11 protein-coding genes are annotated in these 21,360 nt (G+C 60.1%); all 11 read left to right on the forward strand.

The window, feature by feature from the left end:
- The first annotated feature begins 96 nt into the window (after positions 1-96).
- The 11 genes from F7P80_RS07500 to F7P80_RS07550 are packed head-to-tail and all read left to right on the forward strand — an operon-like array spanning position 97 to position 21,263.
- Positions 97-1,197 carry a Fic family protein gene (locus tag F7P80_RS07500; protein ID WP_151043731.1) on the forward strand — a complete coding sequence of 367 codons (1,101 nt, stop codon included), beginning with the start codon at positions 97-99 and terminating at the stop codon, positions 1,195-1,197.
- A gap of 9 nt (positions 1,198-1,206) precedes the next feature.
- A complete protein-coding gene (locus F7P80_RS07505) occupies positions 1,207-6,483 on the forward strand; it encodes a DEAD/DEAH box helicase (protein WP_151043733.1) in 5,277 nt (1,758 codons plus the stop codon).
- Positions 6,484-6,489: 6 nt separating this feature from the next.
- Positions 6,490-9,276: a helicase-related protein gene (locus F7P80_RS07510; protein ID WP_151043735.1), complete on the forward strand. Its 2,787-nt coding sequence runs from the start codon at positions 6,490-6,492 to the stop codon at positions 9,274-9,276.
- Between the two features lie 24 nt (positions 9,277-9,300).
- Positions 9,301-13,332 carry an Eco57I restriction-modification methylase domain-containing protein gene (locus tag F7P80_RS07515; RefSeq protein ID WP_151043737.1) on the forward strand — a complete coding sequence of 1,344 codons (4,032 nt, stop codon included), beginning with the start codon at positions 9,301-9,303 and terminating at the stop codon, positions 13,330-13,332.
- Complete coding sequence (locus F7P80_RS07520; protein ID WP_151043739.1) at positions 13,329-14,780, forward strand: SMEK domain-containing protein; 1,452 nt, start codon at positions 13,329-13,331, stop codon at positions 14,778-14,780. Before F7P80_RS07515 ends, F7P80_RS07520 begins: the two co-directional genes overlap by 4 nt.
- Entirely contained in the window at positions 14,777-16,198 is a 1,422-nt protein-coding gene (locus F7P80_RS07525) for an argonaute/piwi family protein (protein WP_151043741.1), read from the forward strand. Before F7P80_RS07520 ends, F7P80_RS07525 begins: the two co-directional genes overlap by 4 nt.
- A gap of 15 nt (positions 16,199-16,213) precedes the next feature.
- A complete protein-coding gene (locus F7P80_RS07530; protein WP_088326168.1) occupies positions 16,214-17,539 on the forward strand; it encodes a DUF3696 domain-containing protein in 1,326 nt (441 codons plus the stop codon).
- Entirely contained in the window at positions 17,536-18,063 is a 528-nt protein-coding gene (locus tag F7P80_RS07535; protein ID WP_151043743.1) for a hypothetical protein, read from the forward strand. Before F7P80_RS07530 ends, F7P80_RS07535 begins: the two co-directional genes overlap by 4 nt.
- Before the next feature lie 14 nt (positions 18,064-18,077).
- Positions 18,078-18,773 (forward strand): RNA ligase family protein, encoded by a 696-nt coding sequence (locus F7P80_RS07540; protein WP_151043745.1) that lies wholly within the window; start codon positions 18,078-18,080, stop codon positions 18,771-18,773.
- Positions 18,770-19,537, forward strand: coding sequence for an HNH endonuclease (locus tag F7P80_RS07545; RefSeq protein ID WP_151043747.1), 768 nt, complete (start codon positions 18,770-18,772; stop codon positions 19,535-19,537). Before F7P80_RS07540 ends, F7P80_RS07545 begins: the two co-directional genes overlap by 4 nt.
- A gap of 13 nt (positions 19,538-19,550) precedes the next feature.
- Positions 19,551-21,263 (forward strand): GmrSD restriction endonuclease domain-containing protein, encoded by a 1,713-nt coding sequence (locus F7P80_RS07550; RefSeq protein WP_151043749.1) that lies wholly within the window; start codon positions 19,551-19,553, stop codon positions 21,261-21,263.
- Positions 21,264-21,360: the final 97 nt, after the last annotated feature.

The following is a 21,360-nucleotide window of genomic DNA, read 5'->3' on the forward strand; positions in this document are numbered from 1 at the left end:
GGAGTAGTCAGAGACTGATAACAGGGTATTTGTAGAGACAGTACCCCATTTAATGGCTATGATTACCCCATTTAGACAGCCTGGGCTTACATTTCCATGCACTCGCTCACACCCGAGTACCTTGCCGCGCTTCGCTTCGATGGCTCCCAGGCTGCCACGTTGCGCACACTGGGCGAGTACCAGGGCAAGCAGCAACTCTACGCCGCGCAGTCGCCCGAAGCCCTCAAGGGGCTACGCCAGATCGCGGTAGTGGAGTCCACCGAGTCATCCAACCGGCTGGAGGGTGTTGTCGTAGCGCCCTCGCGTTTGAAGTCTTTGGTCATCCGCAACGCAACCCCCAAGAGCCGTTCCGAACAGGGGATCGCCGGCTACCGTGATGCCCTGGCGCTGATCCACGAATCTGCCGCGCACATGCCCTTCAGCGATGGCGTAGTGCTGCAACTGCACACCCTGCTGTATCGCTACATGCCGCAGGCGGGCGGGCGCTGGAAGGCTACCAATAACGACATCATCGAGCGTCGCCCGGATGGCACTTCCCGTCTGCGCTTCCAGCCAGTGGCTGCGCACCTGACACCGATGGCAATGGCGGATCTGACCGGACGTTACGCCACCGCACTGGACCAGCACCTGGCCGACCCTCTGGTGTTGGCGCCGCTGGCGATGCTCGACTTTTTGTGCATCCACCCCTTTCCGGACGGCAACGGTCGCATGTCCCGCTTGTTGACCTTGCTGCTGCTCTATCACTTCGACTATGCCGTGGGTCGCTACATCAGCCTGGAACGCATCTTCGAAGATACCAAGGAAGGTTATTACGAAACGCTGGAAGCCAGCTCGCAGGGCTGGCACCAGGGGCAGCACGACGTAAAGCCCTGGCTCGACTACTTCTGGGGAGCCTTGCTACGGGCATACCGCGAGTTCGAGGAGCGTGTCGGCACCATCGAGCGTGGCCGTGGCAGCAAAGGCGACCGGGTGCGGACGGAAGTCCTGGGGCGCACCCTGCCATTCTCGATTTCCGAGATTGAAGAGGCCTGCCCGGGCGTGAGCCGGGACATGGTACGGCTGGTGCTGCGGGCGATGAAGTCAGAGGGATTGATCGAATCGACTGGCAAGGGAAGAGGGGCAAAGTGGAAGCGCGTCACAGCAGGCTCCTCGGATAGAGCAGCGGTTCTGGCGATTGACCGCAAGATGGATCAGTGAGGACTCTACATGGATAACGTTTTCCAGTTCCGCGACCAGCTCATCGAACGATACGGCAGCTTTTCCCGCAGTTTCGTTCGCATCGCCGCACCTGATATCCAAGCCGAGGTCGAGCATCAATATGCGCAAGGCCGCTATTGGCCTGAACCGCTGGTGCAGATCAACCCGAATTATCAACGTCAAGGCACAGTGCAGGATCTGGTGGCGGAGGGGGTCCTGCATCCTGCCTGCGCAGACATCTTTCAGGTTGGGAAGACGGAAGGCAAGCCAAGTCCCCTGCATCTTTACAAGCACCAAATGGAAGCCCTGGCCAAAGGCCAGGAACGCCAGAGCTATGTGGTCACAACCGGAACGGGGTCGGGCAAGTCCCTGTCCTTTTTCATCCCGGTCATCGACCGCCTTCTCAAGGCCAAGGACTCCGATGGCAAAGCACGTACCAGAGCCATTGTGATTTATCCGATGAACGCTCTGGCCAACAGCCAGCTGGAAGAGCTCGACAAGTTTCTGCATGGCTATGCGCCAGAGCACCGCCCCTTCACCGTCAAGCGCTACACCGGCCAGGAAAGCCAGACGGAACGCCGCGCCATCGCGGATGAACCGCCCGATATCCTGCTCACCAACTTCATGATGCTGGAGTACATCCTCACGCGCTTCGACGAAGTGGATCGGCGCGTGGTGGAACACTGCGAGGGACTTGAGTTCCTGGTGTTGGATGAGTTGCATACCTATCGTGGCCGTCAAGGGGCGGACGTTGCCTTGCTGGTGCGTCGCCTGCGGGAGCGCTTGAAAGCCGAGCAACTGGTCTGTATCGGCACGTCTGCCACCATGTCCAGCGCAGGCAGCCAAGCTGACCGCAACCGCGTGGTGGCTGCTGTGGCCAGCAAACTGTTTGGCACCCGGATCACCGAGCATGATGTCATCGGCGAGACCCTGGAGCGCGTCACCAACCCACTCAAGGATGTCAACGCCATCCGCACAGAACTGTCGGAAGCCGTTGCGCGAAAGCAGGATATCTGGGCTGATTTCGACGCTTTTCGCGATGATCCGTTGGCTATCTGGGTGGAATTGAACCTGGGTATCGAGCTACCTGCGGACGAGCCTCCAAGGCGCGCGAAACCCATGACGCTGGAAGAGGCCAGCTACCGTCTCGCCGAAGATGCGGGCTGCCAGCCTGAAGCCGCTCGCGCCGCCCTGCAGCGCTTTCTGGTGGCTGCCCATGATGTGCGCACGCCCCAGGGCAGGCCGCCTTTCGCGTTCAAGCTGCACCAGTTCATCAGTGGACCTGGCAAGGTGCTCACCACGTTGGAAGAGCGAGGCAAGCGCCATGTCACGCTCGATGCCCAGCGTTTCGCACCGGGGCGGCAGCAAGAGAATGTGCTGCTTTACCCCACGCATTTCTGCCGCGATTGCGGCCAGGAGTACCTGCCTGTCTGGCACGCACAGCAACCGGTCAGCTTCAGCCCGCGTGAAATCGACGATATCGCAGCAGAAGACGACACCGCCAGCTATGGCTTCCTGTGCCCACTGGTGCCCGGGCAGCAATACGGTGGCCTGCTCGAAGACCTGCCGGAAACCTGGATCGACCTCAGCCGTAACGAACCCAAAATCAAGCCAGCCTACAAGAATGCCGTTCCCTATATGGTCACGGTCGATGCCAAAGGGCAAACGGGCTCGGGGACGGAGTTCTGGTTCATTCCGGGAAAGTTCCGCTTCTGCCTGAACTGCGGCACGACACACGAAGCCCGCGGCAAGGATGCCAACCGCCTCTCCAGCCTGTCCGGCGAAGGCCGCTCTTCGGCCACTACCATGATTGCCCTGGCGGCCTTGCAGCAATTGTTCGCACTTTCCGAACCTGCGCCAGGGCAGCCTGACCCACGCAAGTTGCTTGGGTTTACCGACAACCGCCAGGATGCCGCTCTGCAGGCAGGGCATTTCAACGACTTCATTTTCCTGCTGACGCTGCGTGCCGGCTTGATCGGCGCATTACAGGGCAGCGGCGGCCAACTCGATGAAGAACACTTGGCCGAAAGCGTATTCAAGGCCCTTGGCTTTCAAGGAGTCGATGAAGCGACCTTGGTGGAGTATCTGCGTACCCCTAAGCTCATGGGACTGGCCCGACAAGAAGCGCAACGCACCTTGCGATTCATTATTGCCTACCGGCTGCTGCGCGATCTGCGGCGTGGCTGGCGCTTCAATAATCCGAATCTGGATCAGCTTGGCCTGTTGCAGATTCGGTACCGAGACCTGGCCGCCTTTAGCGCTGACACCAGCATCTTTGCCGCAAACAGCACCTTGAACAAACTGACGGCGGTGCAGCGAGCAATTCTGTACGAATTACTGTTCGACACGCTGCGTCGCCATCTGTGCCTGGAAAGCCGTTACCTCGACCCGGTCGAGCAGGACAAGGCACGTACCAGCGCCCACACCTATCTGAATGAACGCTGGGCTTTTGCCTCCGACGAGAAACTCGATACCGGCCGTTATCTCATCCTCGGCAAGCGCCCGGAATACAAGGGCAAACTGCGCACCGAGCTGGTGACCGGTGGCCCACGCTCCCGACTGCTGCGGCAAATAAAGGCTGCCGATTTCTGGCGTGCCAGCGCCTGTGCCGGCGAAGTCGCGCAGTGGAAAGACGCCGAATGGACTGAGCTGATCGAAGACATGCTCAAGGCAGCCAGCAACTATGGTTATGTGCAAAAACATGCCATTGATTCGCAGCTTGCTGGCTGGCGTCTGAACGCAGCCGCCATGGACTGGTGCCTGATTGCCGATGACGCACCGGCAGAAAGCAATCGCATCAACCAGTACTTCCGTGCGCTGTATCTCAGCATTGCCGACCTGCTGCGTCAGCCCTCACATCCGCTGTTCGATTTCGAGGCCCAGGAACATACGGCCCAGGTGGATGCACCGCGCCGGCAACTGCTGGAGCAGCGTTTCCGTTACACCGAAAAGGACAGGCAAGACTGGGCGCAGAACCCGGCCCACGAAGCACCGCTGGAGCGTCTGCCGGTGATGTTCTGCTCTCCCACCATGGAGCTGGGCGTGGATATCTCCGCACTCAACACCGTGTACCTGCGCAATGTGCCGCCAACCCCGGCCAACTACGCCCAGCGCAGCGGCCGTGCGGGGCGTTCGGGCCAGCAGGCACTGGTCATCACCTACTGCGCGGCACTCAGCCCGCATGACCAGTGGTTCTTCCACAATGCCAGCGAGATGGTGCATGGCGTGGTACGTGCACCTACACTCGATCTGGCCAACCGTGACTTGATTGACAGCCATCTGCAAGCGGTCTGGCTGGCCAGCACCCAGGTGCCGCTGGACGACAGCATTGCGCCCATGCTGGATCTCGACCAGCCCGGTAAACCACTGAAACAGCCCTTGCACGAAGCACTGCGGGCGCAGGCTGTCCAGCAGCGTGCCTTGGCCAGTGCCGGACGGGTCATCGACCAGCTTGAGGGCGAGCTTGAAGGCAGCGCCTGGTTCACGCCTGACTATGTGCGCCAGGTCATCGACAACGCGGCGCAAGCGTTCTCTGGGGCGCTGGAGCGCTGGCGCGTGCTGTTCGATGCTACCCGCCAACAGATGGATATGGCTGATCGCATCGTCAAGAGCCATACCGCCTCGCACACGGAACGCCAAAATGCCCAGCGCCGCTACGGCGACGCCGCGCGCCAGTACGCCGTATTGCTCAAGTCCGGCAACGGCCAGAACAATGATTTCTATACCTATCGCTACTTGGCCAGCCAAGGCTTTTTGCCAGGCTACAACTTCCCGCGCCTGCCGCTGATGGCCTGGATTCCCGCCCGTGGCGGCCAGGCCGTCAATGGCAAGGATGACGAAGGCAGCATGGTCAGCCGTCCGCGCTTCCTGGCCCTGTCCGAATTTGGCCCCCGCAGCCTCATTTATCACCAGGGCCGCATGTACCGCGTGGTGCGTGCCAAGCTCAACGTAGGCAATACAGACCACATTTCCGGCAGCGGCCAGTTGGCCACCATTGCCTCGTTGGTGTGCAGCCAATGCGGCTACGGCCATCTCGGCGAGCCGGGCGGCGAACAGCCGCTGGTCAATCGCTGCGAGAACTGTGATGCCCTGCTCACCGAGCAAGATTGGGTGCGCAAGCTCTATCGCATCGAAACCGTGGAGACGGTAGCTACCGAGCGCATCTCCATCAACGACGAGGAACGCCAGCGTCAGGGCTTCGAGCTGCAGACCACCTACCGTTTCCTGCCCGGGCCCGATGGCCAGATTCAGAAGCAGAAAGCCGAAGTCCGGCTGGGCGAAGAATTGTTGGGCGAACTCACTTATGCGCCTGCTGCGCAAATCTGGCGTATCAACCGCGGCTGGCGCAGGCGTAAGAACAAGGAGCAACTGGGCTTCTACATCAATCCCATTACCGGCACCTGGAGCAAGCAGGACACGCCGGATGCGGAAGACGACAACGGCAACGACGATGCCTTGCTGGAAAAGGTGACGTCCCAGCGCATCGTTCCTTTTGTGGAAGATCATCGCAACCTGCTGATATTCACACCTCTACATGCCCTGTCGCTGGAGGCCATGGCCACTCTGCAGGCTGCCCTCAAGCGTGGCATCGAAATGACCTTCCAGATCGAGGAATCCGAGCTGGTGGTCGAGCCACTGCCCAAGGCAGATGAGCGCCGTGCCTTGCTGTTCTACGAAGCGGCCGAAGGCGGTGCAGGCGTGCTCACTCGTCTGGCGAATCATCGCGACGACCTTGCACTCGTCGCCAGCAATGCCCTGCAACTGATTCACTACCGCGCACCGCAGAGCGGCGTTTGGACGCTGGACGATCTGCCGTCACTGGAGCAGACCGATGCCCTGGGCAATCATCAATGCGAGGCCGGCTGTTACCAATGCCTGCTCTCCTACTTCAATCAGCCGGATCACGAGCACATCAACCGCCGTAACGCGGATGCACTCAAGCTGCTGGTCGCGCTTGCCAATGCTCAGGTGCAGCCCGTAGCGAACAGCCCGGCCACCGTTGCCGCAACGACTTCAGAAGACGAGCTGCTCGACGTCTGGCTGTCCGCACTCCGCCAGGTCGGGGCTAGACAACCTGATGCGGTCAATGTACCCGTCAACAATGGCGCGGCCAACGCCGCAGCCCAGTACAAGGCATCTCGTGCGTTGGTATTTCTGTCGGCAGTGGATGAGCAGACCTCCAGCGTATTGCAGGATAAAGGCTGGCAGGTGCTGGATTTTTCGGACGCTTCACAGTGGCCACAACAGTTCGCCGCACACGCCGATGTGTTCGGCCGCAAGGAATAAAGGCGCATGACAACCCTTGAACACGACTTTTTACCCGGCAGCCTGGTGCGCGCCCGAGGCCGCGAATGGGTGGTGCAAAACGACTCCCGCCGCGACTGGCTGCGCCTGCGCCCATTGAGCGGCGCCGAGGACGAAAGCATCGCCCTGATCCCAGAGTTGGAACTCCATCCCGTCGAACCAGCCTCCTTCGAATGGCCCGATCCCGCGCACGCCGGCAACCACGCCGCCGCGCTGTTGCTGCGCGATGCCTTGCGGATGACACTGCGTGCCGGTGCCGGCCCGTTCCGCTCCTTTGGCAATATCGCCGTGGAGCCGCGCGGCTACCAGCTTGTGCCGCTGCTGATGGCACTGCGACTGTCTACCGTGCGCCTGCTGATTGCTGATGACGTCGGCATCGGCAAGACCATCGAAGCCGGCCTGATCGCACGTGAGCTCATGGACCGTGGCGAAATCGCCCGCCTGGCCATCCTATGTCCGCCACATCTGGTCGAGCAATGGCAAAGTGAGCTGGAAACCCGTTTCAACCTGCACGCGATCGCGCTGACCTCGGCATCCGCATCGCGCATCGAACGCGAACTGCCGCATGGCGTGCGCCTGTTCGACCATCATCCCGTGGTGGTCGTCAGCCTGGACTACATCAAGAGCGAACGCCACCGCGAACAGTTTCTTGCCGCTGCCCCCGAATGCATCATCGTTGACGAAGCCCACACGTGCGCCAGCAGCGGCACCGGCAAGCAATTGCGCTTCGAGTTGCTGCAGCGCCTTGCCCGTGACGCGCAGCGACACCTGATCCTGCTGACCGCCACCCCGCACTCCGGTGACGAAACCGCCTTCTACAACCTGCTGTCGCTGCTCGATCCCCGCTTTGCAGCGCTGCAAGGGCGCATGACGGCCTCCGATCCGCTGCGTCAGGAACTCGCCCGCCATTTTGTGCAACGCCGCCGCAAGGACATCGCCGAGTGGCAGGCCGAAACCCAGGATGGGCGGGGCTTCCCCCGCCGCATGAAAACCGAGCTCACCTACCAGCTCAGCGGCGAATGGGGTGCGTTTTTTGATGCCGTGCAGGACTACTGCCGAGAAATGGCGGAAGCCATTGAACAGCAGGACACGCAGCAAGGTGGCGCCCGCCTCATCTGGTACGCCACCCTAGCCTTGCTGCGCTGCGTGGCATCATCGCCTGCGGCTGCCGTCAAGGCCCTGACCACGCGGCTGGAAGGCTCCATGATGGATGACAACTTGCTCAGTGACGAGCGCCTGCACGATGGCGAAGCCGACGACCTGATGGGCAGTGACCTGGAGCCCCCCGCCCAATTGCAGGACGCCAGCCGCCTGCACGACCTCATTGCCGAAGCACAGCGCCTGTCCGGCAAGAAGGGCGATCCCAAGCTGGCCGCGCTCATCCGGCACATCGGTTCCTTGCTTGAAGATGGCTATCACCCCGTGGTGTTCTGCCGCTATGTCGCCACCGCCCATTACGTGGCCGAGCACCTCAAGGCCGCCTTTCCCACGGCCACCGTCGATGCCGTCACCGGCGAGCTCACCCCGGAAGAACGTCGTGAGCGCGTGGAAGGCCTGGAAGATGCCGGGCAACGCATCCTTGTCGCCACCGACTGCCTTTCCGAAGGCATCAACCTGCAGCATCTGTTCACCGCCGTCGTCCATTACGACCTGGCCTGGAACCCCACACGCCACGAACAACGCGAAGGCCGCGTCGATCGTTTCGGCCAGCAGGCCGACGAAGTCCGTTGCACCATGCTTTACGGGCAGGACAACCCGGTCGATGGTTTCGTGCTCAACGTCATCCTGCGCAAGGGCGAAACCATCCAGAAGGAACTGGGCGTGCTGGTGCCCCTGCCCGAGGACGAAGCCCGCATCAGCCAGGCCCTGGTCAAGGCGGCTCTCATGCGGCGCAGCGACAGTAGCATGGCCCCGCGGCAAGCCCGTTTTGATTTCGGCGAATCCGAGCAACTGCTGGCGCCGTTGCAGGCCCAGTGGCAGGACGCCCTGGAGAAAGCCAAAGCCAACCGCACCGTCTTTGCCCAACGGCGCATCAAGCCCGACGAGGTGCTGCCGGAATGGCACAAACAGCAACAAGCCCTGGGTACCCAGGCCGATGTGCAGCGTTTCCTGCAAAGCGCCTGCGTGCGCCTCGGATCGCCCTTGGAAATGAGCCGCAAGCAGGCCCGCTTCCTGCCCCAGCATCTGCCCGAAGCCCTGCGCCAGCGTCTAGCCGACGAAGGCATCAACAAACCGCAAAGCATCGACTTCGCCGAGCTGCACCGCAGCCACCCGCTGGTCGGCCTGCTGGCTCAGCACCTGCTGGAAGATGCACTCAGCAGCGAACGACCGCTGGCAGCCCGCTGTGCGGCCACGCTGACCGACGACGTCGATGTCGCCACCACGATCTATTTGCTGCGCTTGCGGCATCAGCTCAGCTACGTGCGCCGTCGTGAGCCTTTCCAGATGATGGCCGAGGAGACCGTGGCCCTGGCCGTGCGTGGCCGTGCCAATCCGCAATGGCTGGCCGATGACAGCGTGAACCGCCTGCTCGAATGCACACCCAGCGGCAACCTGCCCGCAGAAGCCGTGCAGCGCGAAGTGCGCGCTGCGCTCGATTTTCTCGCCGCGCATCCCCAGCCACTGCAAGCTCTGGCAGAGCAACGCGCCCAAGCCCTGTTGACCGACCATGAGCGCGTGCGCGCCGCTGCCCGCGACGTGGGCCACCACAGCGTCAGCCCTTGTCTGCCAGTGGATGTGATGGGTGTGTACGTGCTGCTGCCCGACTCGCTATAAGCCTCGGCCTAAAGAAGAACAACCATGAAACGCATCCGCAAGACCCAGGCCACGCTGGATTTGCCCACTCTCAAGCTTGAAGGTGGCCTGTTTCTGCCCGACCAACTGGAAAAAGCCGCCCAAGGCCGCGCCAGCGCCCAGAGCGAGGCCGATTACGGCACCCCCAAGGGCGTCAAGCTCAAGGATGAATACAGCCGCGCCTTCCAGATCGCCTGCGCCCAGTGGCAGCACTTCGCCGCGCAGATGGAGCGTGCCGACGTCGATGCCGCCCAGCTCACCACCGCTTTCGTGCACGAACTGCTGCGCGATGCCTTCGGCTACGCCACCCTGCAAGCCACTTCGGCACAGTCGGTGGGGGAACTGCGCTACCCCGTCAGCCTGACGAACGGCAGCCTGCCCGTACTCGTTGCCCCGTATTCCCTGGGGCTGGACGAGGCCGACGCGCACTTTGCCGTGCAGGGCGGCGGCAGTCGCAGGAAGGCCCCCTTCCAGGCCATGCAGGAGCTGCTCAACGCCAGCCCCGATCACCTCTGGGGCATCGTCAGCAACGGCAAGCAACTGCGCCTGCTGCGCGACGCCGCCAGCCTCACCCGCCCCAGCTTTCTTGAAGTCGATCTGGCTGACCTGCTGGGTGGCCAGCGCTACGCCGAATTCGCCAACGTCTGGCGCCTGCTGCATGCCAGTCGTGCGCCCGGTCACCGTGTACAAGGAGCTGAAACCTGCATCTGGGAACAATGGCGCAGCGAAGGCCAGCAGGAAGGCACCCGCGTGCGCGACGGCCTGCGCGATGGCGTCGAGCAGGCGCTGCTGACCTTCGGTCAGGGCTTCCTGCAACACCCCGACAACCACGCCCTGCGCACCGCCCTGCATGACGGCACACTCAGCAAGGACGCCTTTTTCCAACAACTGCTGCGCCTGGTCTACCGGCTCATCTTCGTCTTCACCGTGGAAGAGCGCGGCCTACTGCATCCGCAGGACGATAGCGCCGAAGCACAAGCCGCCCGCCGCGCCTATGCCGAAGGCTACGCCCTGGCCCGCCTGCGCGAGCTGTGCCTCAAACGCCGCGCCCGCACCCGGCACGACGACCAGTGGCAGGCCATCCGCATCGTCTTCCGTGGCCTGGCCCAGGGCGAGCCGCGTCTGGCCTTGCCCGCCCTGGGCGGCCTGTTCGCTCCCGCGCAATGCCCAGATCTGGATGCCGCCAGCCTGGACAACGCCCACCTGCTGGCCGCCCTGCAACATCTGCGCTGGGCCAAGCCGACCGGCGCGCAAAGCCTGGTGCCGGTGGACTACCGCAACATGGGCCCGGAAGAGCTGGGCAGTGTCTACGAAAGCCTGCTGGAACTGGTGCCCGCCATCGACCTGCCCGCCCGCACCTTCGGCTTCGTCGGCCGCACCGAGGAAGGCAGCACCGCCGGCAACGCCCGCAAGCTCACCGGCAGCTACTACACCCCCGACAGCCTGGTGCAGGAGCTGATCAGGAGCGCGCTCGACCCCGTCATCGAACAACGTCTGGCAGCCAACCCGACCAACCCCACCGAGGCACTGCTGGCCATCCGCGTCATCGACCCGGCCTGCGGCAGCGGCCACTTCCTGCTCGCCGCCGCCCGCCGTCTGGCGGAAAAGCTGGCCCAGTTGCGCAGCCTGGAAGGTGGGCAGGAAGGCGCCATCCAGCCGCAGGACTACCGCCATGCCCTGCGCGAGGTGGTGACCCGCTGCATCTACGGGGTGGACCGCAACCCCATGGCCATCGAACTGGCGCGCATGGCACTGTGGCTGGAAGGCTACGAGGAAGGCCGCCCGCTGGGCTTTCTCGACCACCACCTGCAGGTGGGCGACGCCCTGCTGGGCCTGACCGACCTGAACGTGCTCGAACAAGGCATCGCCAAGGATGCCTTCAAGCCCTTGAGCGGCGACGACAAGGACGTTTGCAAGGAGCTGGCCAAGGCCAACGCCGCCGGTCTCAAGCAAATAGACAAAGATCTGAACCGAAAACAGATGCTGCTGGGTGTGGACAACCGCAGCGGCCTCGATGCCCTGCGCGCCATCGAAACCCTGCCTGCCGACACCCCCGAGCAGGTGGCCGCCAAGGAACAGGCCTGGCGCCGCTTTCTGGAAGACTCCGCCCACAGCCCGCTTGCCCACGCCGCCGATGTGCTAGTGGGCGCCTACCTGCTGCCCAAGACGGAAGACACGGCAGAAACCGTGCCCACCAGCATCACCCTGCATGCGCTGCTGACCGACCCGCAACGCGCCCAGACCGAGCATGCCGCTCCTATCATTGCGGCCCGCGACGCCTGCGAGCAGGCCCGCGTGTTCCACTGGCCGTTGGCCTTCCCGCAGGTGTTCGCGCAAGGCGGCTTCGACTGCGTGCTGGGCAATCCGCCTTGGGAACGCATCAAGTTGCAAGAAGAAGAGTTCTTCGCCACCCGCCACCGCGACGTGGCGCAAGCCCGCAACAAGGCCGAACGCGCCCAGCGCATCCAGTGGCTCAGCGAAGGCATGCTTGCACGCCACCTGTACCCCGACCTGGCCCACGAAACGAACGAGGACGAAGCTGAAAAACGCCTCTACCGCGAATTCGTCACCGCCCGCCGTACGGCGGAGGCGGCCAGCGTGTTCGCCCATGTGAAAGGCGCCGACGGCGGCCGCTACCCGCTGACCGGCGTGGGCGATGTGAATACCTACGCGCTGTTTGCCGAAACCATCCTGCAAATCCATGCCGACAGCGGCCGCGCCGGGTTCATCGTGCCCACCGGCATCGCCACCGACGACAGCACCAAGGCGTATTTCGGGCACATCACCCAGAACCGGCGGCTGGTCAGCCTGTACGACATCGAGAACCGCGAAAAGCTGTTCCCTGCTGTCGACAGCCGCATGAAGTTCTGCTTGCTCACCCTGGGCGCAGCCGAGCGGGCCGAGTTCGTCTGCTTTGCCACCCAGGTCAGCCAACTGGCCGACCCGCGCCGCCGCTTCACCCTAACGCCGGAGGAGTTTCGCCTCATCAATCCCAACACGCTCACCTGCCCGGTATTTCGCAGCGAGCGTGATGCGGAACTGACCAAGAAGCTCTACCGCGCCGCCCCGGTGCTGATGAGCGATGCCGTTACCGCAGGCGAGGGCAAGCAAGCCAAAGTGGTGGAACCTGCGCAAAACCCGTGGGGCATTTCGTTCATGGCGATGCTGCACATGTCCAACGACAGCCACCTCTTCAGGGACGAGCCAGCTGCCGACCGCTTGCCACTGTACGAAGCCAAGCTCATTCACCAGTTCGACCACCGCTGGGCCACCTACACGGCGGACGGCAACAGCCGCGATGTCACGCTGCCCGAAAAGGCCGACCCGCATTTCACCGTCACCCCGCGCTATTGGGTCAGTCGCGCAGAGGTGGAAGAACGCCTGTGTAAACGCGACCGCGATGGTCGCGTGATCTGGCAATGGGAGCGGGATTGGTTGATGGGCTGGCGGGATATCACCAATGCGACCAATGAGCGGACGGTGATTGCGTCGGTGGTGCCAAGGGTGGGTGTTGGGCACACTATGCCGCTGTTCCTGACTGATACCGATACACGCCAAATCGCTGCGCTCTTGGGTAACTTGGGGGCACTCGTGCTGGATTTCTGCGCTCGGGTCAAAGTCGGTGGCACCCACCTCACATACGGCTACCTCAAACAATTTCCAGTACTGCCGCCAGACCACTACACCGACGCCGACCTCGCTTTTATCGTCCCGCGCGTACTGGAGCTGACCTACACCGCCCATGACCTCTCCAGTTGGGCACAAGACTTGGGCTACGGCGGCGAACCCTTCCCCTTCGACCCCGACCGCCGCGCCACCCTGCGCGCCGAACTCGATGCCTACTACGCCAAACTCTACGGCCTCACCGAAGACGACCTGCGCTACATCCTCGACCCCGCCGACGTCATGGGCGCCGACTACCCCAGCGAAACCTTCCGTGTGCTCAAGAACAAGGAACAGAAGGAGTTCGACGAATACCGTACTCAACGGCTGATCCTGGCAGCTTGGGACAAGCTGGAACGCGGAGAACTCAGATGAAGATCCTTGATCTGCAGAACGAATTCCGCGAACTGATCGCGCAACTCCGGCATGAAATCGAAGCCGCCAGTGCGATGGGGCAGTTTGATGTGCATAAGATTTCCGAGAACCTTATGTGCGGCCTTCTGCGAGAGCTGTGTGGCTGGACTGACTTGCGGAATCTGAACCACGAGCAAGCGAATTTTCCCGGAATTGATCTCGCAGACGATACGTGCCGAGTGGCGGTGCAGGTAACGGCCACCGCAGACATCGGCAAGGTCAAATACACGCTGGAGCAATTTCTCAGTCGTGATTTGCACCAGCGTTACGACCGATTGATTGTCTATGTACTCACCGCCAAGCAAGGCAGCTACTCGCAAGCGGCCGTTGATTCGGTGTGCGAGAGCAAGCACAAGTTTTCAGCTGGCGATGATGTTTGGGACTACAAGGATCTGTGCACCCTAGCAGCCGATGCTGAACCACACAAGTTGCAAGCTGCGCTCAACCATTTGAAAGCCTATCTGCGCGGAGTGCCTGTTGGTTTAGCGGACGAGGACATTGATCCACCGTTGACACCATCGGAATCGCTGACGGCCAACCTCGTGGAACTCTATTTTCCGAGCAAACTCTTCATTGCTCGATTGAGTGAGGATCTGCTGAAAAAGCATGGAAAAAGAAGACCAGGCTTGTGGCGAACTACCATTAGAGAGTTTAACCAAGAGAATGAACTCGCGGTTCCCTCTGCTTACGTAATCCACAGTGGTAATCTGGTGACGTTTTTTGATCTGACCGAGCGGAACAATCCCTATCAGCACTTGTGTGAGCTAGGCACGGCAGAAGAACACCGCGCTGCTGATTACTGTTCGATCGACGATGACCACGAGCGTGTCTTCAAGTCACTGTTGAGATTTTCCCTGCAGCATCGCCTGTTCAAAGAACGTGTACGGTGGGAAAACGATATCGGTGAGTTCATATTCCTACCTTTGGAAGATGGCTTAAACCAACGGGAGGTGGTGTGGCAAGGAGAGAAAAAAGCCAAGCGCAATGTCTTTTCAAGGCAATTCAACAAAAAAGACCCTTCAAAGGTTTTTCTGCAAAAGCATCTCTCGTTCGCTGTAGATTTTTTGCGCCTGGATGGTCATTGGTTCATTGCCATAACCCCCAGTTGGTTCTTTAGCTATGGAGCCAATTTCGAGCAGTCTGGTTTCAGTCACGACAACCTCAGCTGGATCAAGCGCCAGGAAAATAACCAGCAGGTGTTGAATCATTTTCGATTTATATCTGCCTGGCTGTCCTCAATTGACGACGAGGATCTTTTCTCAGAAAAAGGGACAACGGACTCCTTCCTCTCATTTGGGACTCCACTCATGCTGGACGGTGCCCCCTCTCTGGAGGAGTCTGGCTGGAAAGCCCTGCCTACGATCAATGAAGAAGATTCGGCGCAGCCGAGAAGGATGTTCGGTTCATGAAACTGGTGCATGTCAACGAGCCAAGGCTTGAGTTTTTTGAGGGCTCACATGTTTGTCCTAGGCGCGGGATTGCAGCCTATGGGGTGTATGACAAAGGCTCTCTCACCCGAAGAACTCGAATCCTAATCGGAGCCATCGGCACTAGCAAAGACCTCGAAGATTTTTCGAGTCTGATCGAGCGAATGAAGTCTCCTATATCGGCTGATGTGGATGAACACAAGGGCAATCTTTTTCCAGACTTCTGTGGATTCAATGAGCGGGTTGGGTTTCATGCGGAGCTTGCGTTCAACCAAGATTTAGGTCGCCCATTGAGACAATTGGATATCGAGAAAATTACAAAAATAAATAATAGAACGAAGCGTATAGAAGCAGCCCTCGATCTGTACTATGAGGAGATCAAGTTCCTCGCACAGAACAGGCCTGTCGATGTGATCGTTTGCGTGCTTTCCAAATCTGTTTACGATGCAGTCAGCAAAGATTCGGCGATAGAAGGCGACGAAAAGCTGGAAGAGAGCATCGAGGTTCAATCAGAGTTGAATTTCCGGCGGGCCTTGAAGGCGAAGGCCATGCACTTGGGAAAGCCGCTTCAATTGGTGCGTGCGGATTCACTGGCATCCGGCGCAAAGGGTCAGCAGGATGACGCAACCAAGGCTTGGAATCTCGCGACCGCGCTGTATTACAAGGCTGGCGCGACTAACCCATGGCGCCTTGAAAAGGCTGAAGGCAACACACTTTCTTGTGCCTTGGGTATCGCGTTCTACCGAAGCAGAGACAAGAAGACGCTTAACACCAGCTTGGCTCAGGTTTTCGATGAATTGGGTAATGGATTGATTTTGCGGGGCACGCCTGTGCATCTCGACAAAGGAGATAGAGTCCCAAAGCTATCGGAGGAGCAGGCATATACGTTGTTCAAGGCTGCGCTTGAGGAGTATCGCAATGCGATGCGAACGTACCCTGGCAGGGTCGTTGTTCACAAGACATCAAATTTCTCTGACCTGGAGATTTCAGGTCTCATGAGTGCGGCCTCGGACTTGCGTATCGATACAGTTGATTTTGTGACGGTGATGGATTCGCGACTTCGACTCTTTAGGACTGGAGCATATCCTCCTTATCGAGGTACATCCCTAGTCCTTGATGACCAGCGGCAGTTGCTCTATACCCGAGGCTCAATCTGGTACTACAAGACCTATCCTGGGATGTACATTCCTCAGCCACTTGAGTTGCGCGTGATCCGCTCGGAGCAAAGCCCCGCCTTTCTGGCTAGGGAAATCCTCGGACTAACAAAAATGAACTGGAACAACCCCCAGCTTGATGGAAAGTACCCCATCACGCTTAGTTGCGCCAGAAAGGTGGGGGAGATCATGAAGTATTTGGATGAACATGATCGACCACAAATTCGCTATGGCTACTACATGTAATCTGCGGGACAGAACATGCTTACTCATCTCAAACTGGAGAACTTCAAGATCTGGCGCACCACGGGGCCTGTGCGACTCGCCCCTATCACTCTGCTGCTGGGTGCCAATTCATCGGGTAAGTCCAGTCTGATCCAAAGCCTGCTGCTCATCCGTCAGACCGTCAAGGGCGATGATCCGAATCTGGATCTCAATCTAGGTAACCCCGATACCAGCGACTCCGTCACACTCGGCCAGTTCAAGGATGTGCTGTGTCGTCATGGTGCAGCAACAGAAAGCACGGCGTCCAATCAAGTAGGTATCGAGTTTCGCTGGAGCGAAACGGGAAATGCTGCTGAATCGGCGATTTTCTCGGCACGCTACCGCAAAGGTCAGTCCGGTAGCGCTGAATTGGAGTTCCTGCGCTTAGGCAAAGACGGTCAAGGCTTCAGTGTGGAACGTCGCAAACCCGGGATTTATCGCCTCACGCTGGGCAATCAAACCAAACCTTTGGGGCAAAGCGCGGATTTTCGTCCGCAGCGTTCGTTTGCATTTTCACCCTCTACGCTTAACAAGCTGGGTGTGCAGGGTGAGGTGATTCGGCCGGTTGGTCCGGCGCTGCTGGACGAGTTGGGCCGCATCATCTACCTTGGCCCCGTGCGCCGCTTGGCCCAGCGTGACTATGTATGGGCAGGGCGTATGCCTGCCCATATCGGCGACGATGGCGCCAAAGCCGTGGATGCGTTGATTGCCAGCGGTGTGGCGTGCCAGCAAGCCAAGAGGCGTAGTCAAGCCTTGCCAGCGGAAGCCTATCTCTTTGAGCAAACGGTTCATTGGCTGAAGGAGATGAATCTGGCGCACGGTCTTTCCATCCGCGCCCTTGGCAATTCAGCGCGTCATGAGTTGCTAGTGGAAACCGATGGCCAGGCCAGTAACCTCAAAGACGTTGGAGTAGGGGTGTCGCAGGTGCTTCCCGTCATTGTGGCCGCCCTGTTCGCACAGCCCGGCCATATCGTGATCGTCGAAGAGCCGGAAAGCCATTTACACCCTCTGGCACAGAGCAAGCTGGCTGAGTTGCTGGCGCAGGTAAGCAAGGAGCGCAACGTTCAGTTCATTGTCGAGACGCATTCAGAGCATTTGTTCCGCCGTATGCAGACCTTGATTGCCCGCGAAGAAGTTTCTGTTGCTGGCGCCGCCATGTATTTCGTTGAACGTGATGGCAAGGCCGCGCGATTGAGAACCCTGGAAATGGATGATTTTGGTCGATTGAAGAACTGGCCTGAAGGTTTCTTTGGGGATGCGCTAGGTGAGACCCGCGAACAGGCACGCTTGATGTTCGAGCGCCAGAAGCGGAGTCAGCCATGAGGGCGCGTTATGTCGTGGATACCAATGTTTTGATTGCTGCCAGCGCTGCTGACCCAACTCACCCGAAGGATATTGATGCCACGCCAGATGATCCGACAGAACGCCAAAAGGTGTGGCAGTGGCTGGACGTATTTCAGAAAAGCGAATCCCGGCTTGTACTGGATCTGGCGGGTGAAATCTATAACGAGTACACCAATAAGCTGGGGTTCAATGACTTTGGTATCCAAGTTGTCATGCACAAGTGGAGCACAGCAGCCGTCGATAACGTTGATGTCGCCTATGACGGGTATGGGCACGGGATATTGCAACTGCCATTGTTGGCTGTCATCCACGATGACGCAGATAAGAAAATGGTCGCCGCTGCGTTGGACTCTCACAGGAAGTACGGCGAGGGCTGTGTTGCTTTTGCAGGGGACACCGATTGGCATGATTGGGAGACTGATCTGCTGGCGAACAACGTTTTGTTGGAGCCCATCATTGAAATTTGGTCACGACAGAAACATGCCGAGAAGCAAGCTCGTTGAATGAGGATCATGCATTGACCGACTTCTTCCGTTTTCCTACCACTCCGCACCTCGCCTGGCTGGCCAAAGACGGCATGCCACGCGACGACAAGGTGCTGTCACCCACCGAAGCAGAGGCGCTGCTTGCCAGTGATGTGGTCGTGGAGGAGAAGCTCGACGGAGCAAACCTCGGCCTGTCTCTATCACCCGACGGCACCGTGCTTGCCCAGAATCGAGGCCAGTATCTGGGCGAGCCCTATGTTGGTCAGTTTGCGCGTTTACCCGCCTGGCTGGCGCAACACAAATCCAGCTTGCTTGCCGTGCTGCGTCCTGAGTTGATGCTGTTCGGCGAATGGTGCGCCGCCCGCCATTCACTGGATTACGACACGCTGCCCGACTGGTTTCTGTTGTTCGATGTCTATGACCGCAGCAAGAGGCGTTTTTGGAGTACCTCCCGGCGCAACGCGCTGGCCTCAGAAGCCGGATTGTTCACTGTGCCGCGGATATTGAGTGGCCGCACCACCCTGGCGGCGCTGAAGCAATTGGTTATGGATACAGCCAGTCACTATCGCGCCGAGCTGCCGCTGGAAGGTGCGGTGGTACGGCGCGAATCAGCTGACTGGTGCGAGGCGCGTGCCAAGTTGGTGCGCCCGGATTTCGCCCAAGCGATCGACACCCATTGGCGCAAGCGCGCCATCGAGTGGAACCGGGTAGATTGGACGCGGACATGAATCCTCTGCAACGCACCCTCATCGAAAAAGCCGGCCACGACAATGGCTTCGAGCACGTGCTATCTCCGGCAGGCGATGCGGTGACACTGGCTTCGGCCCGTCATCGCAGTCAGGCAGTGGTGACAGCATTGGCCGAAGGCTTTGAAGTGCGCTTTCAACCGGCAACGCCCGCGCTGTTGCCGGAGTTGCTGCGCAGCTTTCAGCCCTGGGCCGGCGCTGGCGGCGTGTTTTGTGTACCCACCATGCCCGATCTGGCAGCTTTGCTGCGCCGTGCGGCCAGTCTGTCGCAGGCCTTGCCGAACCAGGCGGTAAGCGACTACCACGCTGCCGTGGCGCAAGCGGTGGAAGCGATGCCTGCCGAAGCCCGGGGCACGGAAGTCGAACGCCTGGTGCGTCAGCGTGTGGGACAGGCGCGTTACCGCGATGCCTTGCTCACCTATTGGGGTGGCGCCTGTGCGGTAACCGGCATCAATGTGCCCGAGGTGCTGCGTGCCAGCCATGCCAAACCCTGGGCCGAGTGCGCCGGTGATGCCGAGCGGCTGGATGCCTTCAATGGCTTTCTGCTGGTGGCCAATCTGGATGCATTGTTTGATCGCTTTCTGATCAGCTTCGACGATACCGGGTACTTGCTGACCAGCTCCCGCCTGACCGCAGGCGATCTGCAGGGGCTTGGCATTCAGCCGGGCATGAGGCTGCGCTGGCTGGCCCGCGAGCACTTGCATTATCTGCAATGGCACTGCGAGCGCTTCCTGCTCACATCCTGATCGAGGAAATAGCATGGCCAAGGCCGAAGCAAGCGTTGAAGAACTGGTTTCCATGATCGAGCGCGGCGAGCTGCGCTTGCCGGAAATGCAGCGCCAGTATGTGTGGCGTTCTACACGGGTGCGCGATTTGCTGGATTCGCTGTATCGGGGCTATCCCTCTGGGGCAATCCTGCTGTGGGAAACCGATGAGGCCGTGCCCCTGCAAAGCTTCGCCGTCAGCCAGAGCAACAACCCTTATCAGAGCACCCGCCTGTTGCTCGATGGACAACAGCGTCTGACCTCGTTGTCTGCCGTCATTCGTGGCGAGCCGGTGTCGGTGCGCGGTCGCCGTCGGCCCATCGATTTGCTCTTCAATCTGGAGCATCCCGACCAACTGGCCGTCGTGACCGAAGTGGATGAGAACGGTGATGACGCCGAGGTCGAGGAGGAAGGCGAACTGGGCGGCGACGAGGCCGACGCCAGCGAAGACGAACTGCTGACGCGCTTCAACAAAATGACCTTCGTGGTGGCGACCCGGAAGCTGGAGCAGTTGCCGCAGTGGGTGAAGGTATCCGAAGTCTTCAAGACCGACAGCGATGCGCCTTTCCTCAAACGTGCGGGCATCAGTGGCTTTGATGATCCGCGTTACGAGAAATACAGTCAGCGCCTGGCCCGGCTGCGCGGCATTCGCAAGTACGTGTATCGCATGGACGTGCTGGAGCGAACACTGTCCTACGACGAGGTCACGGAAATCTTCGTGCGGGTCAACTCGCTGGGCGCCAAGCTGCGCAGCTCCGATCTGGCTCTGGCGCAGATCACGGCCAAATGGCGGCACTCGCTGCAGACCTTCCTGGACTTCCAGAGTGCCTGCGCCCAGAACGGTTTCGAGCTTGATCTGGGTTTGCACCTGAAGAATTTGATGGCCTTTGCTACCGGGCAATCCCGTTTTCTGACCGTCGGCAGCCTGACCCTGGAGGTACTGCAGCAAGCCTGGAAAGAAGCCTGCGAGGGGATGGAATTTGCCCTCAATTTCGCACGCAGCAATCTGGGTATCGACAGCCCTGCCTTGCTGTCATCGCCCTTCTTACTGGTGGTACTGGCCTACTTTGGGCATCGCCGCGACTATGCCCTCAGCACGGAAGAGGCGCAGCAGTTGCGCTACTGGGCCTTGACCGCCAATGCCAAAGGCCGTTTCTCGCGGGGTTCCAGTGAGACCATTCTGGATCAGGATTTGGCGACCATCCGTAATGGCGGCGGCGTCAATGAATTGATCGACCGGCTGCGCCTGCAGTTCGGCCGCCTTGACATCACGCCGGAAGAGCTGGAGGGGCGCAACCAGCGCAGCGCGCTGTTCAAGACCATGTTCCTGGCGTTTCGTGCGGCAGGCGCTAAGGATTGGCGCAGCCACCTGGCCATTGCCCTGGACCACTCGGGCAGTCAGCACCGCTTGCAGTTTCATCACATTTTCCCCAAGGCATTGCTGCGCGGCAGCTACACCCCTCGCGAGGCCGACGACATCGCCAATCTGGCTTTCATCGGCGGCAAAACCAATCGTGCGATCAGCGACAAAGCGCCTGTGACCTACCTGTTGCCGCTGGTGACGCAGCACGGTGCAGCACCATTCGCAGCACAGTGCATCCCGGTGGAGGAGGAACTGTTGGCACTGGATCACTACAAGGCGTTCTTGCAAGAACGCCGTAAACGCATCGCGGCGGCACTGAATGCTTTCATCCATGCGACCGCTTGAGCTGTCAGCGCCACCTTGTTGCCACGCTGTGACCCACATGTCGCCACAATGCTGCCGCCATGTTCAACACAATGTTGCCACACTGCTCACCACATTG

Source organism: Comamonas kerstersii (genome assembly GCF_008801935.1).
GTDB classification, from domain to species: domain Bacteria; phylum Pseudomonadota; class Gammaproteobacteria; order Burkholderiales; family Burkholderiaceae_C; genus Comamonas; species Comamonas kerstersii.

Coding starts and splice junctions, on each gene's coding strand:
- F7P80_RS07520 (WP_151043739.1), top strand. CDS start 13,329: ATGAAGATCCTTGATCTGCAGAACGAATTCCGCGAACTGATCGCGCAA.
- F7P80_RS07535 (WP_151043743.1), top strand. CDS start 17,536: ATGAGGGCGCGTTATGTCGTGGATACCAATGTTTTGATTGCTGCCAGC.
- F7P80_RS07510 (WP_151043735.1), top strand. CDS start 6,490: ATGACAACCCTTGAACACGACTTTTTACCCGGCAGCCTGGTGCGCGCC.
- F7P80_RS07505 (WP_151043733.1), top strand. CDS start 1,207: ATGGATAACGTTTTCCAGTTCCGCGACCAGCTCATCGAACGATACGGC.
- F7P80_RS07530 (WP_088326168.1), top strand. CDS start 16,214: ATGCTTACTCATCTCAAACTGGAGAACTTCAAGATCTGGCGCACCACG.
- F7P80_RS07550 (WP_151043749.1), top strand. CDS start 19,551: ATGGCCAAGGCCGAAGCAAGCGTTGAAGAACTGGTTTCCATGATCGAG.
- F7P80_RS07515 (WP_151043737.1), top strand. CDS start 9,301: ATGAAACGCATCCGCAAGACCCAGGCCACGCTGGATTTGCCCACTCTC.
- F7P80_RS07525 (WP_151043741.1), top strand. CDS start 14,777: ATGAAACTGGTGCATGTCAACGAGCCAAGGCTTGAGTTTTTTGAGGGC.
- F7P80_RS07545 (WP_151043747.1), top strand. CDS start 18,770: ATGAATCCTCTGCAACGCACCCTCATCGAAAAAGCCGGCCACGACAAT.
- F7P80_RS07500 (WP_151043731.1), top strand. CDS start 97: ATGCACTCGCTCACACCCGAGTACCTTGCCGCGCTTCGCTTCGATGGC.